Raw genomic sequence first — 17,510 nt, 5'->3', positions numbered from 1 at the left:
GCGCAACATGCAGGGAGGGGGGGACTTTGATGCCAGCCATGACACCAGAAATGCTTGAAACATTGCGGCAGTTGTCCGACACGGCGCTGCTTGCGCGCCATCCACTCGACATCCGGGCCTGCGAGGCGCTCGAAGCGATGGGCCTCCTCACAGCAGAGGACGGCTACTGGCGGCTCAGTCGGTCGGGCAGGGCGGCCCTGTTTGATGACGGCACCGTGGCGCTGGGACCGCGACCCGGTGCCGCGACCTCCTTACTCTTGCGTCTCCGGACGACGTAAATCACCTGGCCGGTGATGCCGGTTAGGAGCAACGCTGCGTTGGAGGCAACGAAGACGGCATTCCCGACAAGAAGGCTGTATGTGAGGTACAGCACCGACGCGGAAATCTGGCCGATGAAGAGCCATTTCGACACCGCTTCGACCGTCGGCGCATGGGCCTGGCGCCAGATTTGCCGGGCGATGGTCGACAGTAAAATGACAGAGGCAAGCCATCCCAGGGGCTCGGGCGAATGGAGTGCTTCGCCAAGCGTCATGCGGTACCTCAACCACCGCGCAGCAAGGCACCGAGGAGCGGCAAGGCGCCGCCCACGGCCAGCATGACGCCCACAACGAGCCGGCGGCCTCCCACCGGTCGGCGGCGCATGCGAAAGAGGCACTGGGCGGCGCCACTCCTCATTCCTTCGGCTCCTGCTGCAGGGTACCGAGGTCCGCACCGGTTACAGGGTCGCGCGCGGGGTCGGATGCGCCACGCGCCGCAAACGCTTCCACGGCCTGTTTTTCCTTCCCGGCGAGCGTCACGGACGCGAGACCATCACCTCCGTCCACCGGAAGATTGTTCTCGTCCGGAACAATAACCTTCGAGAAATCCTTGCCCTCGCACCACGGTCCAGTAGCATCCCCCTCGCCACGGGATGCGTTGACGTAGACATCGGTGAAGCGGGGATCCCCAGGCAGTTTGCCCGGCGGGAAGCTCTTGTCCATGGAATAAAGGGCTTTTTCGAACGACTTCTGATGCGCAACCTCCCGCGTCATCAGAAACGTCAGTGCGTCCTTGACGCCCGGGTCTTCGGTCACATTGATGAGACGCTCATAGACGATTTTTGCCCGTGCTTCGGCGGCGATGTTTGACCGGAGGTCGGCCGTCGGCTCGCCAATCGAATCGACATAGGCACCACTGAAGGGCACGCCCGCAGAGTTGATAAGGGCAGGTCCACCACCAAACAGCACCTGGGTGACGTGTGAATCGTTTCCCGCGCCCTGGAGAGACCGGAACAGCTCGGCCTCGGAATCGATGGCTTCTGCGAGTTTGCCCTTTGCACCCCGGTTGAGCATGGCGACGAGGGATCCGATGACTTCGAGGTGGCTAAGCTCCTCTGTCGCAATATCGAGCAGCATGTCCTTCCGGCCCGCATCCTCCTCGGCAAGGGCTTGGGTGAAATAGCGCATGGCAGCGGCAAGTTCGCCTTGCGGACCGCCGAATTGCTCAAGCAGAAGATTGGCGAGGGCCGGATTGGTTTCATCGACCCGAACGGTGTACTGCAGTCGTTTGTTGTGGCTAAACACGTGCTGGCTCCTTTTGGTGGCTGGCCAGCGGACACTGGAAGTCGCACCGTGCAGGCGCTGGCGCAATCCCGTGAGTTGGCCCTGACACACGTGAAACAGGCGGCGGGAAAACACATTGGTGAGGAGAAGCCCGCCTGCGGTTCACATCCACACAAGCGGTTCTTGATGGTGCACGACGCAGGATTGTCAGACATCCAAACGGGAACCCATCCATGGCAGAACATCGGGACAACCTCATCGACTGGCTGAGGGACGCGCACGCAATGGAGCAGCAAGCAGAGCAGATGCTCAAAGCACAGGCCGCACGCATCGAGCACTACCCAAAGCTCAAGGACCGCATCGAGCAGCATCTCGACGAGACCCTGGGCCAGCAAAAACTCATCGAAGGCTGTCTCGCCCGGTATGACACAAAGCCGTCCGCGACCAAAGATGCGCTCGGCAAGGTTATGGCGTTCGGCCAGGCCATCGGTGGTTCTGTCAATTCTGACGAAGTCATCAAAGGCGCAATTGCAGGGTATGTCTTCGAAAATCTCGAGATTGCCACTTACACGACGCTTCGCGCTGCCGCCCTCGCCGAGGGCGACTCGGAGACCGTGCGGGTGGTCGACGAAATCCTCCCGCAGGAGCAAGCCATGGCCGAATGGCTGCTCAATCACCTTCCTGAGTTGACAGACGACTTTCTCGCCCGCGACGCCACCCCGCATGTTGAAGCCAAGCGCTGAACCACCGGAGAGAAGACATGACCATCAAGACGCTCGAAGACCTGTTCATTCACGAACTGTCCGACATCTACAGTGCCGAAAAGCAGCTCACGAAAGCGCTCCCGCGCCTTGCCCGCGCCGCGACCCATCCGGACCTGAAAGAAGCGTTTGAATCACATCTGGAAGAAACTCAGGGCCAGGTCGAACGCATCGACCAGGTGGTTGAGCTGCTCGGCATCCGCCTCAAGCGCATCAAGTGCGCTGCGATGGAAGGCCTGGTTGAGGAAGGCAAGGAAGTCATCGATGGCGTCGAAGAAGGTCCATTGCGGGACATCGCGCTTATCGGTGGAGGCAACCGGGTCGAGCACTACGAGATTGCCGGCTACGGGACGCTGATTGCCCTGGCAAAGCAGCTGGGCTACACCGATGCGGTGCCCCTGCTCGCCGACACGCTCAAAGAAGAGAAGGCGGCCGACGAGAAACTGACCCTCCTTGCCAGTGCCGTGTCTGCCCAAAAAGCGAGTGAGAAAGCCTGACGTTGGAGACAGTGATGAATGACGAAAAGATCGGCCACGCCGACACATCGCCGCACCAGTACGACGAGTCCGCCGACAAGCGCGTCGAGAAGAAACCTGCGAAGAAAGAGTCGCCCCAGCAGGAACACGACAATGAAGACCAGGGCTGAGGAGAATCCCATGGCTGACCAGAACCATAAACCACAGTCGGGTGACCGCAATCTCGACTACGTCGCCAAACAAGACAAGCCGCAGCAAGACAGTCGGGACAAAAAAATCAAGGAAGGCGAAAAGAAGATGGACGATGCGTCCAAGCGGGACGAAGGCATACGGTAATGCGCGACCCGATTGACGATGAAACGGAGACGCCCACGGATGTCGGCGTCACCGTTCTCGGGCGCATGGCGTGGCTGGCCGCCGGGTTTGTGTTCGCAGCTGCACTGGTCGCCGCCTCGTTCTGGCTGGCCGGACAAGTCTGATCCTCCGGGCGGCTCCACGTCGGCGTCACCCATGGGGTAGGACGCTCCGGGCGACGGTCCGAGTGGCGGGCCTGGAGGCAGTCCGATGGCATCCAGAAAGCAGGGTCTGTTCACGCGCATGGCCATGGCGGTTTCGAAAACCGCTGGTGAGCCCGTTACCTTTGCCATCGCCCTCCTCGTCGTTATCGTGTGGGCTGCCAGCGGTCCCATCTTTGGCTTCGGTGACACCTGGCAACTCGTCATAAACACCAGCACGACCATCATTACTTTCCTGATGGTCTTTTTGATCCAGGCGTCCCAGAATCGGGACACGGAAGCGCTGCAAATCAAGCTCGACGAGCTCATCAATGCGGTGAAGGGCACGAACGAAGCGCTGCTGGACCTCGAGCAGCTCGACGAGAAAGAGCTCGACCGCATACGGAAGGTTTACCTCGCGAAGGCTGAGGCCGCGAGGGGAAACACCGCCGACAGCTCGTCCCCAGACGACTCAATCTGACGGTTCAACGGCGGGCGCCTGGTCGGCAGATGGATCACTTGTTGAAGTGCCGTGAGAACGGGACGGCAGGTCAATCACATAGGTTGCCGGCATCTTCAACATCCATCCGAGCTTCATTCACGCCGGAACCGCGATGCTCCCGCCATGAATCAAGCCAGCCAAGCCAGCGCGCTACGTGAATTCGATGCCCTTCTTGAGGGCGACACCTTTCCCTGCTTTGCAGGCCGAACGGCCCATCGCCGCCATCTGGTGAGTCACCTGTTTGCAACTTCGCTCGCGTGTCCTGCAGACGATGACAGGCTGGCGGCAGGCATTGCGGCGTTTGCTGCGGGGAGCGAGCCGAAAGATACCTTCCGGAGCCTTGTCGTCCATTTTTCTGACCACACCGTCATGCCTGAACGTGCATTTGAGCGACTGTTGTTTGCAAGATTGCAGGGCATCCATGAAGCGGACGCGCGGTCCCACGAATGGGACCCCGCCGTAAGCGCCGACCCCGAGGATCCCGCGTTCAGCATGAGTGTGGGCGGCAAGGGGTTTTACGTTGTCGGGCTCCATCCGGGGGCATCCCGGCCTGGTCGACGCCTGGCTCACCCCGCGCTCGTGTTCAATCTCCACAGCCAGTTCGAATACCTGCGCAGCCAGGGTCGCTACGAGCGTTTGAAATCCGCCATTATTGAGCAGGACATCGAAAGGAACGGGTCGGCAAACCCGATGCTCGCGGTCCACGGGTCGACTTCTGAAGCGGTCCAGTACAGCGGCCGCCATGTCGAAGGTCCCTGGCGCTGTCCGTTTGCATCTGTCCCCCAATCGCAACACAGGAAGACCGCGTGACGACCCAGACCATCCTGCCGCAAAGCGGCACTGCATTCGTCCTCAGGAAAGGTCAGCGGCTGACCGTCATCGACCCGCAGGGCCAACAGGTCAGTGACCTTGTCGCCTTCAATGCAGACGACACAGACGAATGGCTCTCCAGTGGCCGCACGCTGGATTACGCAAGCAAGTTTCTCCTGAGCACTGGCGACATCCTCTATTCCAACCGCAGCAATCCGATGCTTGTCATTGAGCGGGACGATGTGGGCCGGCACGACTTCCTGCTCGCGCCATGTTCAAAAGAGATGTTCACGAAGCTCTACGGACACACCGAGCCGCACCGGGGATGCTTCGGGAACCTTGCCGAAGCCCTGGCGCCCTTCGGCATCAACCCGGACCAGATACCGACGGCGTTCAACGTCTTCATGAACGTACAAGTAGACGGCACCACCGGTGCGCTATCGGTCGAGCCGCCTTTGAGCCGGGCAGGGCAGAGTACGACCTTTGTAGCGCAGATGGACCTTGTGGTCGGGCTTACCGCCTGCTCGGCCGGGTTGTCCAACAATTTCGTGTTCAAACCCATCGATTTTGAGGTGGCATAAGCCCCCGGCATCCCGGGGGCTTAATTCTTACGGGGTCAGCACCACTTTCCGGCAGTCCTCTTCTTTCTTGTCGAAGACTTCATATCCGCGTGCGGCGTCGGCGAGCTTCATGCGGTGGGAGATGATGATGTCGGGGTCCAGGCTGCCCTCTTCGATGAAGTCGAGAAGCTCAGGCAGGTAGCGCTGCACATGGGTCTGTCCCATCGCCAGGGTCAGGCCCTTGTCGAAGGCGTCGCCGATGAGAAACGCGTGGATAAAGCCCGCATAGACGCCGGGGATGCTGACGATGCCGCCACGGCGTGTCGCGGTGATGCACTGGCGCACCACTTCGCCCGAGCTGGTTTCGAGTTTGAGGGTGCTCAGCACCGTCTCCGTCGTGCTGCCCTTGGCTTCGAACCCGACCGCATCGATGCTCGCATCCACGCCACGCCCAGCCGTATTGGCGAGGATGAATTCCGATGGGTCGACGCTGCTGAAGTCGACGGGGATGACGTCGTACGCGCTGACAGCAAAATCGAGCCGGTACTTCTGGTCGTCAATGATGTAGATGCGCTCGGCGCCGCGCATGCGGGCGCAGGCGGCTGCCATGAGCCCAACCGGCCCCGCGCCGAAGATGGCAACGGTTGACCCTTCACGCACGCCTGCATTGAGCACCGCCTGGTAGCCGGTCGGCAGAATGTCCGACAGGAAAAGGACGCGCTCATCGCCCAGGCTGCCGGGAATCACGAAAGGCCCAACGTTCGCCCTGGGCACCCGGACGAATTCGGCCTGACCGCCCGGCACCCCGCCGTAAAGGTGTGAATAGCCAAAGAGCGCTGCGGGCGGTGTCATCTGCGGTCGCTTCCGCAGGCTCGCGCCCTGGTCCGGGTTTGTCGTCTCGCATGCCGCAAACTGCTCGTGCTCGCAGAAAAAACATTTTCCGCACGCGATGACAAATGGGATGACGACGCGATCGCCCTTCTTCACGTTCGTGACGGCGGAACCGGTGTCCTCGACGATGCCCATGAACTCATGGCCGAAGATGTCGCCGTGCTTCGTTTCCGGAATCTTGCCGTGATACAGGTGCAGGTCGGAGCCGCAGATCGCGGTCGCCGTCACGCGCAGGATGATGTCGTCGTCTTGTTGAAGAACAGGATCTGGCACTGTCTCGACGCGCACGTCCTTCGAGCCGTGGTAAGTCAGGGCTTTCATCGCGGTCTCCTCACTGAAAGGCTGACGGTCCCATGCAGGGACTCAACAAGGAGTGAGCCCGAGGCGTGGGAAATTAGACAAAGTGGGAACGGGCATGCGCCTACCTTTTGGCTTTTCCGCAGGAGCATCCCATGACCGACGCGAAGAGCATGCCCTCCCTGGTGAACCCCGTCACACGCTTTCCCGGTCCACCATTCGATACACCCAGGCAGTCCGCCCCCGGCACCGTTCACAAGCTCCATCCGCCGGCCGACCATGGCGAGACCAGTTACAAGGGCAGCGGACGACTCAAGGGCCGGCGAGCGCTGGTCACCGGCGGTGACAGCGGCATTGGCAGGGCGGCTGCCATTGCGTTTGCCAAGGAGGGCGCCGACGTCGTCATCAACTACCTGCCTGAAGAGGAAGAGGACGCCCGTGAGGTCATCGCCTCGATTGAGAAGGAAGGCGTCGTTGCCAAGGGTATCCCGGGGGATTTGAAGGACGAAGCGTTCTGCCGGTCGCTCGTCAAGCAGGCCAGCGAAGCCATGGGAGGTCTCGACATCCTGGCCAACGTCGCCGGCAAGCAGACCCATCAGAAGACCATTGAAGACATCACGACCGAGCAGTTCGACGCGACGTTCAAGACGAACGTTTACGGCCTGTTCTGGCTGTGCAAAGCCGCCCTGGAAGTCATGCCGGCCGGCAGCACCATCGTAAACACCGCCAGCATCCAGTCGTATGACCCATCGGCCATCCTGCTCGACTATGCCTCGACGAAGGCGGCCATCGTCGCCTTCACAAAAGCCTTGGCGGGGCAGGTGGCGGAGCGGGGCATTCGCGTCAATGCCGTGGCCCCTGGTCCGGTGTGGACGGCGTTGCAGCCGTCAGGCGGCCAGCCGATGGAGAAGCTCAAGGACTTCGGGTCCCAGGTGCCCCTCAAGCGTCCCGGCCAGCCGGTCGAATGCGCGCCGGTCTATGTGCTCCTTGCATCCAACGAATCGAGTTTCACCACCGGGGAAACGTACGGTGTGACCGGTGGCAACCCGTTGCCTTGAGGAGCCTGGGCAACCACACGTGGCGCGCGATAGGGACAAGCAGGTCACTCTGGCGCATTGGCGTGTGGGCTGCGCCGGATGGTCGATGCCGGCGGACAGGGGCGTTGAACCCCTGTCCGCCGGCAGTCACCTCGAGCGATACGCGCGGGTCTTCGGCTGTGTTGAGGTCAACTCGTCGTTTTACCGCCCCCACCGCGAAGTGACCTACGCCCGTTGGGCGTCAGCTGTGCCGCCGTGGTTCCGATTCAGCGTCAAGGTCCCCCGCGCGATAACGCACGACGCGCGCCTGCGTCAGACCGGGCCATTGCTCGACGCATTTTTGGCCCAGGCAAGCGGGCTGGGTGAGAAGCTCGCATGCCTGCTGGTCCAGCTTCCGCCGAGCCTCCCGTTTGACGCCCCCGTGGCCCATGCATTCTTCGAGGCGCTGCGCGACCGCACCACCGTACCGGTGGTACTTGAGCCACGTCACCGGTCGTGGTTCACGGATAGTGCCTACAAGGTGGGCAGGGGGTTCGGAGTCGACTGGGTGTATGCGCACCCGCGTCCCGCAGGCAGCGACGGCGTACATCTTCCGGTGCCGACGCGACTCCTCTACTTGCGTCTCCACGGCGCCCCGGACCTTTACCGCTCGTCATATGACGCTTCGTTTCTCGAAGAGATGGCTGTCCGCCTGATCAACGCGAAGCGGGCGGGGTTGTCGACATGGTGTGTGTTCGACAACACGGCCCACGGCCATGCAATCCCGAATGCTCGGGACCTGCTTGGACATGTCGAGTCAGCTGCCGCAAGGCAGCAGTCAGACTGACCCTTGCACCCCAACAGCGGGTTGACAATGGGAAGCAGTCCGGCATGACCGTTTGTAGACAGCGCGTTGATGCAACGCATGCCACACCAATGGTCCAAACCAACGGGAGAGAATTCATGACGGGTCCGATGATTCGTGTTGCTGCACTGACCGGTTGTCTCATGATGGCAACTGGCTTCTCGGTCGCTCAGGCTGCGGACGCGCCGGTGACGGGTCAGGCGGATGCAGCATTTGTGAAGGCAGCAAGCGCGGCGGGATTGGCCGAGGTCAATCTGGGCAACCTCGCAACACAAAAGGGCGGGTCTGATGACGTCAAGGCTTTCGGCAAGACGATGGTCACGGACCACACGGTGGCGGGTGACGAGCTCAAAACCATCGCATCGAAAAAGTCGCTGACGGTTTCCAGCGAACCCATGTCTGCCGATGTCAAGGCGGCTGAAATGATGGGAAAGAAGAACGGCGCTGCGTTCGACGAAGCCTTCAAGCAGAAGATGGTGGCGGACCATCAAAAGGTCATCAAGCTCTTCACGACGGAGTCTGCGAGCGGCAAGGACGCTGACCTCAAAGCGTTTGCCACGAAGACCCTGCCGACGCTCAAGCATCATCTTGAGATGGCCCAGAATCTGCCGGGGGCAAAGTAAGCGCCATGACCGACCGCAACCTACAGGACCTTGCCAAGGCCATGGCGAAGATTGATTTCGCCATGCTCCAGACCCATGCCGTCAATGGCGAAATCGCCGGGCGCCCGATGAGCAACAACGGCGACGTCGAGTACGACGGTGACAGTTGGTTCTTCGGCTATGAGAGCACGCACTTCGTCGCCGAGATTGAAGCCAATCCCGCTGTCGCACTCTCCTTCACTGGGGCGAAGTCACTTTTGGGCAAGCCCCCGTTGTTTGTCGCAGTCGAAGGTCGCGGCGAGCTCGTCCGGGACAAAGCTTTGATGCAGGCGCACTGGCATAAGGAGCTGGACCGCTGGTTTGAGCAAGGGGTCGACACGCCAGGCATCGTGATGCTCAAAGTCCACGCCCGGCGCATTACCTGGTGGGAAGGAATGGACGAGGGCGAAATCAACCTGCAGGCCAACGCCTGATGCGGTGACACTGCTCAGCGGCATCAGGCAGCCTTGATGCGGCTATGCTCACCGGTAGGAGGAGACATGCCGCTTACACCGCCCCGGACCTGGAACACCAGGGAACTCGCCAGAGGACTCATCGAAGGAGGCTACCTCGTCGATGGCACGCCGGCGTCCGACGCCGCGCGGGAGCTCATCGAGGTGGGGGAGGACGGCCTGTCGACGCCCTCTCGCCACATCTTCGAGCGCTCGTTGCTCCACGCCATGCGGGCATTGGCCAATGGCGAGCCACGGCTGCGTATCTTGGAATTTGTGATGCGCGACAGCTGAAGACGGTGGGGCCTGCCGGGTCCCACCGTTTATCAGGGACGGTACGCATCCGCCAGCGCCATGGGACTCGCCATGGCCGGCCGTTTCGGGTCTTTCGGCGCGTCAATGTCGGGGAAGCTCTCGAACGGCTTTTTCGACCGGGGCTTCGCCGGGTGCACCATCGAGCCAGCCCGTCGGCAGGTGCATCGTCCACTCAATATCCCGGGCGACGTCATCCGGCACAGGGGTTCCGGCGAGAAAGGCGTCGAGTTGGCCGACCGAAAGACCGAGGCGCGCCGCCTGCGAGCGCAGGCTGTCCGAGCCTTCAAGCCCGAGCATGCGGAGCAAGCGGACCAGTCGCTGGTGGCGGGGTCCGCCGTTTGTGGGGCGCGTAACGGGGCTGAACATGGCTGTGGTCGACATGCCGGACAGGGTGGACTGCGGACATTGCCGGGGAGGAGCGCAAGGCGCGGTGAAGGAAATGCACATAAACGGCAAACAGGCGGGTTTGCCGGTGCCCGACCTTGCCTCCCGGGTCGCCCGTCTCCTGACCAGTGCCCAAGGGACCGTCCAACGGGCTCCTGCGGAGGAAGCGGGTCCACATTCCCCGGAAGCGGACCACCGGCCGTCCCGGACCGGGCGAGGGTCGGCCCTCAGGACCGGGGCGGGGTTCTCACTGCGACTCGCCCGGCGTCACCAGTCAGTCGTGGCTCTGCGCTATCGCAGCCCGAGGGTACGGCCATGGATTTGTATACCTGCGTGGTCGCAGCGGCGAAAAAGGTGGCCTGGCGTCACGACCACCCCGATGCGGCGGGCGCCCCTGACTGCCGCTGCCCGGGTCCGTCGCGGACGCCCCATGCTTGTTTTACGCTGCGGCCCGGACAGCGTCATGTAAACGCGGCGGCGGAAAGGAGCTGGGATGGGTATTGCACGGGCCGTCTCCGGCTTTTGGGCCTTTATCGAGACCCATGAATTCAGTGGACAGTGGAAAGCCACCTGGTCCCTCCACAAGGACGAGCCCGAGATGGACGGGATCCTTTTGCATTCCCTGTATCGGGTGCGACGACCTCTCTTGCAACGGAGGCGGAGGCGCTTGCCCAGGCCGAAGTCGACGCATCGCGCACAGCACGCACCCTGACCGGCACGGAGTTGGAGTAGCCCGGACGCTTGTGGTGAGGCAGGCGGAAGCCCCGTCGGCGAAGCGCTCGGCGCAGGTCGACGGCCGTCAGGGTGCGACGAGGGGCGCGCGTACGGGATTGGCCCGGTGCATTGCGCTGACCGAATGCACTTCGGCAAACAAGGCGTCCAGCGCCACCTCGCGGACGGCCAATGACACCCGTCTGTCGGTCAAATGGTCGACCAACGCACCCGCCGTGGCGCCGAGGCTGGTCAACCCCGCCGCCCACGCCCCGTCGCGCATGTCGCGCGCCAGCTCCAGTGCCCGGTCGCAGTCACCGAGCCGCATGGCCTGTGCCAGCCCGATGGTCTGCTCGACCAGGCGCTGGATGGCTGAACTTGCAGACAAGGCGGTCATGGGAAAACGACTTCAAGGACGAAAGGGTCGGGCAATTCGGCGGCATCCGCATCGTCGTTGCCCGGCCGTGAAGCGGACGGCAAGCTTGGACGTGAAGGCCCGTGGCATAGCGGGAGCGGTCATGCGCGCACCGTTTTTGCAGTCGCATGGTCCTTCGGACTGGCAAGGATGGACGCCGGTGGGTGGGCGGCTTTGAGCGCATCGAGAAAACGGCTGCGCCAGGCGGTGATGGTGTTGGTCTCAAGCCCGTCCATCATCGTCCGCCAGCGCATGCGGCGCTCTTTCAACGACATCGTCAGTGCACGGTGGGCGGCGTCAGAGACCTCATCGAGGTCGGACGGATTGACCAGCAAGGCTGCGTCCATCTCCTGCGCCGCCCCGGCAAACCGGGAGAGGACGAGCACCCCGGGGTCCTCCGGGTCCTGGCAGGCCACGTATTCCTTGGCGACGAGATTCATGCCGTCCCGCAGCGGGGTGATGAGCGCGACCTTGGCTGCGCGGTAGTACCCGGCGAGCACGGCATGGCTGAAGGACTTGTTGACGTACCGGATGGGCACCCAGTCGGGGTCCGCATACTGGCCATTGATGTGGCCGGCGAGGCGCTCGAGCTGGCGTCGCAAGGTCCGGTATTCCGGCACGTCGCTCCGGGACGGCGGGGCGATTTGCAGCAGGGAGACTTTTCCCCGACATCTCCGGGTGGTCCCGCAGGAGCCGGGCAAATCCCTCAAAGCGCTCCGGCAAGCCTTTTGAGTAATCAAGCCGGTCGACACCGATGATGAGCGAGCGATCATCCAACGACGCCCTCAACTTCTCCACCGCGCCGTTGTGGACGGCCTTTTGCGCGAGCGCCTCGACTTCTTCCGTATCGATGCTGATGGGGAATACCCCCGCCCGGAAAACCCGGCCGTTGGCCGCACGGATCCGCCCGCCAGCGCGCATGGCCGCGCCCAACTCGTGCAGGAAATAGTCCTCCAGCGCGCGCAAGTCGCGCTGGGTGTGGACACCCACAAGGTCGTAGGACGCCAGGGGTTCGAGCAATTGCCGGTGGCGGGGCAGGGTGATGAGGAGGCCTGCGGCAGGCAGCGGCGTATGCAGGAAAAAGCCGATGCGGTTTTCCACGCCGAGCTCGCGGAGCATGGCGGCGAGCGGGATGAGGTGGTAGTCATGCACCCAGACGATGTCGTCTTTCCGCAAAAGCTTCGCCACACGCTCGGCAAAGATCCGGTTGACCCGCAGGTACCCTTCCAGATGGTCACGGCGGTAGTCGACGAGGTCGCCCCGATAGTGGAAGAGCGGCCACAGCGTGCGGTTGGCAAACCCGCTGTAGTACTCGTCGTGGTCGGTTTTCGACATGTCGATGGTGGCATAGGTGATGGGGCCATCTTCCATGTCGTGGACCGTCTTGCCTGTCTCGGCGGCGATGTTGCCACTCCAGCCAAACCAAAGCCCGCCCATCTCTTGCAGTGCCGCATTCATGGCGGACGCAAGTCCACCCGTTTGCGTCTGCTTTGGCAGAGCCACACGGTTTGAGATGACCACCAAACGGCTCATGCGAACGTTCAATCCCTCAGGCCGCGCTGCGGCAATGGCCAAGCGTGGTCGCCTTGCCGGTTAAACAGTGTGAAGGAAAGGACATCCGGATCCGGGTTTGTCTTCAGAGCCGGGGCTTGATGCTGGGTCGCCGTGCTGGACGCGTGGACAGCGGATTGAGTTCACGCCTGTCGGGAAGGCAGGGCGTCTGGAGGTCATCGATCGCAGGAGACTGAGCCCGGTGCGAAGACCTGCCGGGGGCGTCCTGGCAGCAAAGCTTCAGCCCACGGCGTCGATGGCATCAGACAAGTGGGGCAAGGCACGCCCGATGCCAGGCACAGCAACCGTGTCCGACCCTCTCAAGAGCCAGGCAATGCCTCGCGCTGCGTGGGCAACGTCACCAAAGCCGGCGTCCAGTGCCTGCTTCATGACGAGATGCGTGCGAAATCGTACCTCGTCAGGGTCGGCGTCAAGCAGCGCCTGGCCGATTGCCATGGCGTCCATGGCAAGCGTGGCCCGAGTCAGAAGGTCTTCGTCGACGGTGTTCATTGCCAGAGCTTACGAAGGGCTCCGTGACGAAACCATCAGCCGAATGGACTGGTCCCCGGCTGGTTAGTACGCGGACGCTACCGGTGCTTCGAGCCGCAGCACACCTTTCCGCTGCAAACCCTGGAGGACGCGCATCTCCGGCACGGTGAGCCGGAACGTGGCCTGCCCGCCACGGAAAAATTCGACTTGCACGGTGTTGCCCTGCGCTTTGTGCACATCCCCGGCACGGACCCGCGAGACGGGCTCGGGAAGTTCATCTGCACCGCGCATGCCGTAGACGAATCCAGACGGCAGAAACGCCACATAAGCGTAGTGTTCAAGCAGCATGCCCGTGTCGCATTCGACGGCCGGCACTTCCGGCAGATGCCGTCGAGCGGCAGCTGCAAGGTCCTTTTTCTGCGCATTCAACTGCTTGATGTGGGCTGCAAGGTCGGGCTTGAGGCGACCGGCGCGGTGCTCAAGCCAGCGCAAAACGAGCTGCTGGTTGCTGTTGCCAACCCACAGGTGGACGTTTTCACGAACGATGGTCTTGTCGAATTCGGACAAGTTGGGCGCAGCAAAGGCGACGGGCAGCTTGAAGGAGGTCAGGCGAAGGTTGTTCGTGGAAATCGCCCACGTCAGGGTGTTGAGCGGAAGGCGGGCCACGCCAGTCTGGCGGAGCGACGTGGCCACCAGCTCGCCGGCCGCCTCATCAATCTCAAACTCGATGTCGGTGTCCTGGAAGACGGGCCGACGGATGACGGCGCGACGATGGAGGGCAACGAGGATGAAGATGAGGGCGAGAAAGGCGACGAAGGCGCCAGCGCACCACGCAAGGTATTCGATGTTCGACATAGGGATTCCGAAGTCAGGAACGTATTCGCCCCCGCCCGACGTGCCGCGCGTGAATCGCAGCAGGAGATGCAGGGCGGGGACGCAAAGGCACGGGCTCAGCCCTTGTTGCCGGCCGGGTCATAACCCGCGAGCCACATCCGCGCGGAGTGATTGGCGCCCGAGATGTGCGACTCGAATCCCGTGACCATCAGCAAGCGACCGATGAAGGGCACCTGGGCTTGAATCAGGGATTCCGGGACCCGCCGGATGAAAAGCATGTCGGGCGGATTGGGCCCCTCGGTCCCTTGGTCACCCGTCGTCGGGTGCGTGTAGACCGCCATGGCAGAGCTAATGGTGGCAAACATCATCCGGTTGGGTTCGGCAAATCCGGTCTGGCCAATGTCGTTCGTGACTTTGACAGGCGACGACTTGCAGACCTGGAATCGCTCGGTGTGGTTGGCGGTCTCCGACGTCCAGATTTTCGCGCGGTACGTCCAGCAATCCTGGTGTTCGCCCCAGACTTCAGCGGTCAGTGCGACACGCGGCCAGAGGATTTTTCCCGCACCATCGGTTCCCGACGTCTCAGGCGTGAACATGCCGACGAGCTCGGATGCCCCCGGGGTAATGAGGCGGAAAGCGTCCCCCCTGCCGGAGCCGGGGCTGCTGATTTCCTGACCGATTCGGTGTCCCGCTTCCCGTGCCGTGCTGCCAACGCGCTGCCAAAACGAGGGTTTCGCTGAGGTGGCCGCCGGGGCCGGAGTGTCCTGTGCCATGGCAAGCGAGGGGAGGAGAAGACTGGTGAGAAGCGCAATGCGGAGCAACATGAAAAACCCCCTGTCGGACGTCATGTCCGGGTCGGAGCGATCGTACGATCAAAATCGCCTTGTAAAGTGAAAATGGGCTAAATCGTTTTGGGGTGTTGACTTGTCGCCATGCCAAGTCGCCCCGCAAGTCCCCGCTCACCGCATCGCCCCGAGAATGTCCTCCTCGCAGGGATGTTGCTCGATGCGCGCCTGACGGCCGGGCTCACCCAGCTGGAGGCGGCATCGACGCTCGGTGTTGCCCAGACCTTCATCTCGAAAATCGAAGTGGGCGAACGGAAAATCGAGCTGGTCGTGGTCCGCGACCTCTGCCGCATCTACGACGTCGACTTTCTTGACTTCGTGGCCAGCTACGACGCGGCGGCGCGGAAGGGAAGAGTCGCGCCATCGAAGCGCCTGGTCCGCAAAGACAAGGGAACGCACCGGGCCTGAGCTGGTGCGGCAATCTGCCGTCGGACTCGCCTGCGATAAAAGCGGTAAGTCGGGGGCACAGATGCCGGATTTGCCCATGCGCGACCGATTGCCCAATTGCCCGAATGCCGCAAGCTGGCAGCATGGGCACCCGGCGCCTTTGCGCCATGCCAAGGCGCGCCCATGCCCAAAGGAAGAGACGAGACAAAAGCCGCCCGCTGGGCGGTCTACCTCGAGTTGCTCATCGAGGCCCGGTTGAGTGCAAAGCTGACGCAGGCAGAGCTCGCGTCACTCGCCGACGTCACGCAACCCTATGTGAGCCAGGTGGAAGCCGGGAAAATCCGGCTCGATGCCATCCAGCTTGCCGACTGGCTCCATGCGTGCGGGTCGAACCTTGGTCGGTTTGGCAGGGCGCTGGAGAGGCGGCTGTGAAGGCTTTCCGCAACGCCCCGGCGACGCGCCAGCACGTGATCCGACACTAGTGAAAAAACTTCACACCGAGTCCGATCAGACCCGCCAGAGCGAAGCATCCTAAAAACACGGACATGGCGTAACCGACCTGTCGGCGAAGACGGAGACCGGCGTCGGTCAGCAGCTCAGGTCGAAGGAGAACATTCATCGGATTCCAGAGCGTACGCGCAGAAAATCGGTCAGAAGGTACTTTGAAGTGACGGAGGATGAGCAGCGCTGCGACCATGGCCCAGAGAACGGAGGCGGTCGAAACGAAACAGGCTGTCAAAAATAGGTATGGAAGGAACACGTCGCTTCCTAAACGCACTGACGTAGCAACAAAAGAAAGGCTGGAACTCCGCCAGTCCTCCCGTCAACGCCCTGGCAGGGGCACGGGTGCAGGTCTCCCGGAGGGGCCTATCCTGAGTGGCTGTGTCGGTCGTCCCGGGCGTGGCTGCCGGCGGGTGTCGACGACCACTGACGCAAGGCAGCGTCCGGTGCGCCTGGCAATCGATACGAATCTTCCCTGGATGACTGCCGACCACCCTTGGTCGGTGCCGATTGCAACCCAGGTCGCCTTGTCGATGGCGCCCAGGTCGTCACGGATTTTTGCTGCATCGACGCACTGGGTGTCGTCGACAATGGCCATGAGCCGGGTCACTTTTGGGCTTTGTTGGCTTTCCTCGTCCAAAGTGAGCGCGATGTGGAGTGAGATACCTTCCGGCGTTCGATAGTCGATGGGCGCGTACCGTTCGTCATGGCCGGTCGGCGGTGGATTGCGAGAAAAGCCCAGGGCCGATTCGATACTGGATGGGCTTCCAGGGACGAGGGGGACGACGTGAGCCAACAAAGAGGCCAGCGGTTGCGGCGTCACTGCGGCAGCGGCGACAGGCCCCGCCACGGTCAGCGTGGTCATGGCCAGCGTAAAGCAAATACATAGGGCTCGCTGGTCCATAGGCGGTTCCTCGTTGGCTTTGCTCGCTACTGCCGGTTTTCGGCAACGAATAAGGCTCCCGCCTGCGGTCGTTCCGACAGTGATACTAAGCCCATGCTAGGCCCTTCGGCTCATCCGGGACAGCGCCTGAGTTGTGATCGGGTGCACGTCCGGCGCCTACGGAAACGGCGACGTCGGTCCGGGTCAATCCGTCTCGCTGCCACCACCACCGCCCAATCTTCTCCCACGCCTGGGCCTGAAGGCGCGCCCCCTATCGGCTGCATGCCACCGAGCAGTCCAGGCAGAGAGGGCCATCCCAGGTCGCGCATCTTGACGGTAAAGCGGACGAGTGCCTCGAACGCCTGTTCCCGGGTAAGTGCCCGCGTCGATTCCCTTGCGAATTGTGCCGTCACGGTTTCACCTGCAGGCCAAGCCTAGGAGTGAACTGGGCCCGGGATTGACTGATGCCACCGTTTTGGATGACACGGCCTCGGGTACCCGATTACGGCTCTGCAAAAGGGTCCGACACAACGGGTAAGAGCTCACGAGCGGACTGCCGGACCGGAATCCACGAAGGGTGCTTGAATGCAACAAGACAGCCCGCGAAAGTCGTCATGCTTTCTCCTTCGGGGATAACGGCCGCATCCGGCAGGTCTCCCAGTAAACGCTTGAACTCGTTGAGTCGGTCGACTGTCGCCGCACTGAGTTGGCCTCGCTGCAACGAAAGAACAGAGCCAATGAAGTCCCTGGCATCTGTCCTCAATTCCCAAGGGGCATTGTAGGAGCCCATGATCTCGCACTGCTCGACGGGATCAGCGCTGGCCACCTCCAAAGTCTTCCTCAATTGGCTCAGGTAATTCAAATAGTCATCGTTCGCGTCGTCGGACAT

Annotated in this window: 24 protein-coding genes and 2 pseudogenes; 15 read left to right on the top strand and 11 right to left on the bottom strand. The window is 62.3% G+C overall.

Features of this window, described 5'->3' with window-relative positions; translation table 11 throughout:
• Positions 1–241: 241 nt before the first annotated feature.
• Positions 242–532 (bottom strand): annotated as a pseudogene (locus ABIE56_RS01875) (hypothetical protein); the annotation flags it as partial.
• 139 nt (positions 533–671) lie between these two features.
• Positions 672–1,562: a manganese catalase family protein gene (locus ABIE56_RS01870; RefSeq protein WP_429242138.1), complete on the bottom strand. Its 891-nt coding sequence runs from the start codon at positions 1,560–1,562 to the stop codon at positions 672–674.
• A 212-nt stretch (positions 1,563–1,774) separates the two neighbouring features.
• Here ABIE56_RS01870 and ABIE56_RS01865 point away from each other — a divergent pair, with 212 nt between their 5' ends.
• The 8 genes from ABIE56_RS01865 to ABIE56_RS01830 all read left to right on the top strand — a co-directional run bounded on the left by ABIE56_RS01865 (position 1,775) and on the right by ABIE56_RS01830 (position 5,165).
• Entirely contained in the window at positions 1,775–2,284 is a 510-nt protein-coding gene (locus ABIE56_RS01865; protein ID WP_429242137.1) for a ferritin-like domain-containing protein, read from the top strand.
• A gap of 17 nt (positions 2,285–2,301) precedes the next feature.
• Positions 2,302–2,799: a ferritin-like domain-containing protein gene (locus tag ABIE56_RS01860; protein ID WP_429242136.1), complete on the top strand. Its 498-nt coding sequence runs from the start codon at positions 2,302–2,304 to the stop codon at positions 2,797–2,799.
• A 14-nt stretch (positions 2,800–2,813) separates the two neighbouring features.
• A complete protein-coding gene (locus ABIE56_RS01855) occupies positions 2,814–2,948 on the top strand; it encodes a hypothetical protein (protein ID WP_429242135.1) in 135 nt (44 codons plus the stop codon).
• A 10-nt stretch (positions 2,949–2,958) separates the two neighbouring features.
• Entirely contained in the window at positions 2,959–3,114 is a 156-nt protein-coding gene (locus ABIE56_RS01850; RefSeq protein WP_429242134.1) for a hypothetical protein, read from the top strand.
• A complete protein-coding gene (locus ABIE56_RS01845; protein WP_429242133.1) occupies positions 3,114–3,257 on the top strand; it encodes a hypothetical protein in 144 nt (47 codons plus the stop codon). The genes ABIE56_RS01850 and ABIE56_RS01845 overlap by 1 nt, the downstream gene beginning before the upstream one ends.
• A gap of 85 nt (positions 3,258–3,342) precedes the next feature.
• Positions 3,343–3,753: a low affinity iron permease family protein gene (locus tag ABIE56_RS01840; RefSeq protein ID WP_429242132.1), complete on the top strand. Its 411-nt coding sequence runs from the start codon at positions 3,343–3,345 to the stop codon at positions 3,751–3,753.
• 144 nt (positions 3,754–3,897) lie between these two features.
• Positions 3,898–4,584, top strand: coding sequence for a guanitoxin biosynthesis heme-dependent pre-guanitoxin N-hydroxylase GntA (gene gntA, locus ABIE56_RS01835; protein ID WP_429242131.1), 687 nt, complete (start codon positions 3,898–3,900; stop codon positions 4,582–4,584).
• Positions 4,581–5,165, top strand: a complete 585-nt coding sequence (locus ABIE56_RS01830; RefSeq protein WP_429242130.1) for a DUF1989 domain-containing protein — start codon at positions 4,581–4,583, stop codon at positions 5,163–5,165. The genes gntA and ABIE56_RS01830 overlap by 4 nt, the downstream gene beginning before the upstream one ends.
• Positions 5,166–5,192: 27 nt before the next feature.
• Here ABIE56_RS01830 and ABIE56_RS01825 read toward each other — a convergent pair whose 3' ends face one another.
• Positions 5,193–6,356, bottom strand: a complete 1,164-nt coding sequence (locus ABIE56_RS01825; RefSeq protein ID WP_429242129.1) for a zinc-dependent alcohol dehydrogenase — start codon at positions 6,354–6,356, stop codon at positions 5,193–5,195.
• A 131-nt stretch (positions 6,357–6,487) separates the two neighbouring features.
• Between ABIE56_RS01825 and ABIE56_RS01820 the strand changes: the two genes are divergently transcribed.
• From ABIE56_RS01820 to ABIE56_RS01800, 5 genes are all read left to right on the top strand, one after another.
• Positions 6,488–7,390: an SDR family oxidoreductase gene (locus ABIE56_RS01820; RefSeq protein ID WP_429242128.1), complete on the top strand. Its 903-nt coding sequence runs from the start codon at positions 6,488–6,490 to the stop codon at positions 7,388–7,390.
• A gap of 85 nt (positions 7,391–7,475) precedes the next feature.
• Positions 7,476–8,195 carry a DUF72 domain-containing protein gene (locus ABIE56_RS01815; protein ID WP_429242127.1) on the top strand — a complete coding sequence of 240 codons (720 nt, stop codon included), beginning with the start codon at positions 7,476–7,478 and terminating at the stop codon, positions 8,193–8,195.
• A 116-nt stretch (positions 8,196–8,311) separates the two neighbouring features.
• Positions 8,312–8,836 carry a DUF4142 domain-containing protein gene (locus tag ABIE56_RS01810; RefSeq protein WP_429242126.1) on the top strand — a complete coding sequence of 175 codons (525 nt, stop codon included), beginning with the start codon at positions 8,312–8,314 and terminating at the stop codon, positions 8,834–8,836.
• A 5-nt stretch (positions 8,837–8,841) separates the two neighbouring features.
• A complete protein-coding gene (locus tag ABIE56_RS01805; protein WP_429242125.1) occupies positions 8,842–9,288 on the top strand; it encodes a pyridoxamine 5'-phosphate oxidase family protein in 447 nt (148 codons plus the stop codon).
• Positions 9,289–9,354: 66 nt separating this feature from the next.
• On the top strand, positions 9,355–9,600 hold the full coding sequence (locus ABIE56_RS01800) for a hypothetical protein (RefSeq protein ID WP_429242124.1): 246 nt from the start codon (positions 9,355–9,357) through the stop codon (positions 9,598–9,600).
• Positions 9,601–9,702: 102 nt separating this feature from the next.
• Here ABIE56_RS01800 and ABIE56_RS01795 read toward each other — a convergent pair whose 3' ends face one another.
• The 6 genes and pseudogenes from ABIE56_RS01795 to ABIE56_RS01770 all read right to left on the bottom strand — a co-directional run bounded on the left by ABIE56_RS01795 (position 9,703) and on the right by ABIE56_RS01770 (position 14,829).
• The gene (locus ABIE56_RS01795; RefSeq protein ID WP_429242123.1) at positions 9,703–9,927 is read right to left on the bottom strand and encodes a hypothetical protein; all 225 of its coding nucleotides are present in this window, start codon (positions 9,925–9,927) and stop codon (positions 9,703–9,705) included.
• 877 nt (positions 9,928–10,804) lie between these two features.
• Complete coding sequence (locus ABIE56_RS01790) at positions 10,805–11,113, bottom strand: hypothetical protein (protein WP_429242122.1); 309 nt, start codon at positions 11,111–11,113, stop codon at positions 10,805–10,807.
• 119 nt (positions 11,114–11,232) lie between these two features.
• Positions 11,233–12,664, bottom strand: a pseudogene (gene otsA, locus ABIE56_RS01785) (alpha,alpha-trehalose-phosphate synthase (UDP-forming)).
• A 258-nt stretch (positions 12,665–12,922) separates the two neighbouring features.
• Positions 12,923–13,192, bottom strand: a complete 270-nt coding sequence (locus tag ABIE56_RS01780; protein WP_429242121.1) for a hypothetical protein — start codon at positions 13,190–13,192, stop codon at positions 12,923–12,925.
• A 63-nt stretch (positions 13,193–13,255) separates the two neighbouring features.
• Positions 13,256–14,026: a hypothetical protein gene (locus ABIE56_RS01775; RefSeq protein ID WP_429242120.1), complete on the bottom strand. Its 771-nt coding sequence runs from the start codon at positions 14,024–14,026 to the stop codon at positions 13,256–13,258.
• Positions 14,027–14,121: 95 nt separating this feature from the next.
• Positions 14,122–14,829: a hypothetical protein gene (locus ABIE56_RS01770; RefSeq protein WP_429242119.1), complete on the bottom strand. Its 708-nt coding sequence runs from the start codon at positions 14,827–14,829 to the stop codon at positions 14,122–14,124.
• 108 nt (positions 14,830–14,937) lie between these two features.
• On the opposite strand from ABIE56_RS01770, the gene ABIE56_RS01765 reads away from it, so the two are divergent.
• Both ABIE56_RS01765 and ABIE56_RS01760 read left to right on the top strand, forming a co-directional pair.
• Positions 14,938–15,258, top strand: a complete 321-nt coding sequence (locus tag ABIE56_RS01765) for a helix-turn-helix domain-containing protein (protein ID WP_429242118.1) — start codon at positions 14,938–14,940, stop codon at positions 15,256–15,258.
• A 162-nt stretch (positions 15,259–15,420) separates the two neighbouring features.
• Positions 15,421–15,669 carry a helix-turn-helix domain-containing protein gene (locus ABIE56_RS01760; protein WP_429242117.1) on the top strand — a complete coding sequence of 83 codons (249 nt, stop codon included), beginning with the start codon at positions 15,421–15,423 and terminating at the stop codon, positions 15,667–15,669.
• A gap of 391 nt (positions 15,670–16,060) precedes the next feature.
• Here ABIE56_RS01760 and ABIE56_RS01755 read toward each other — a convergent pair whose 3' ends face one another.
• Together ABIE56_RS01755 and ABIE56_RS01750 are read right to left on the bottom strand one after the other, a co-directional pair.
• Positions 16,061–16,642 (bottom strand): hypothetical protein, encoded by a 582-nt coding sequence (locus ABIE56_RS01755; RefSeq protein ID WP_429242116.1) that lies wholly within the window; start codon positions 16,640–16,642, stop codon positions 16,061–16,063.
• Between the two features lie 481 nt (positions 16,643–17,123).
• Positions 17,124–17,510, bottom strand: a complete 387-nt coding sequence (locus ABIE56_RS01750) for a hypothetical protein (protein WP_429242115.1) — start codon at positions 17,508–17,510, stop codon at positions 17,124–17,126.

Origin of the sequence: Luteibacter sp. 621 (assembly GCF_050435445.1) — a bacterium.
GTDB lineage: Bacteria > Pseudomonadota > Gammaproteobacteria > Xanthomonadales > Rhodanobacteraceae > Luteibacter.
The sequence above is the reverse complement of the archived record's forward strand: the minus strand, read 5'-3'. Positions and strand labels throughout refer to the sequence as shown.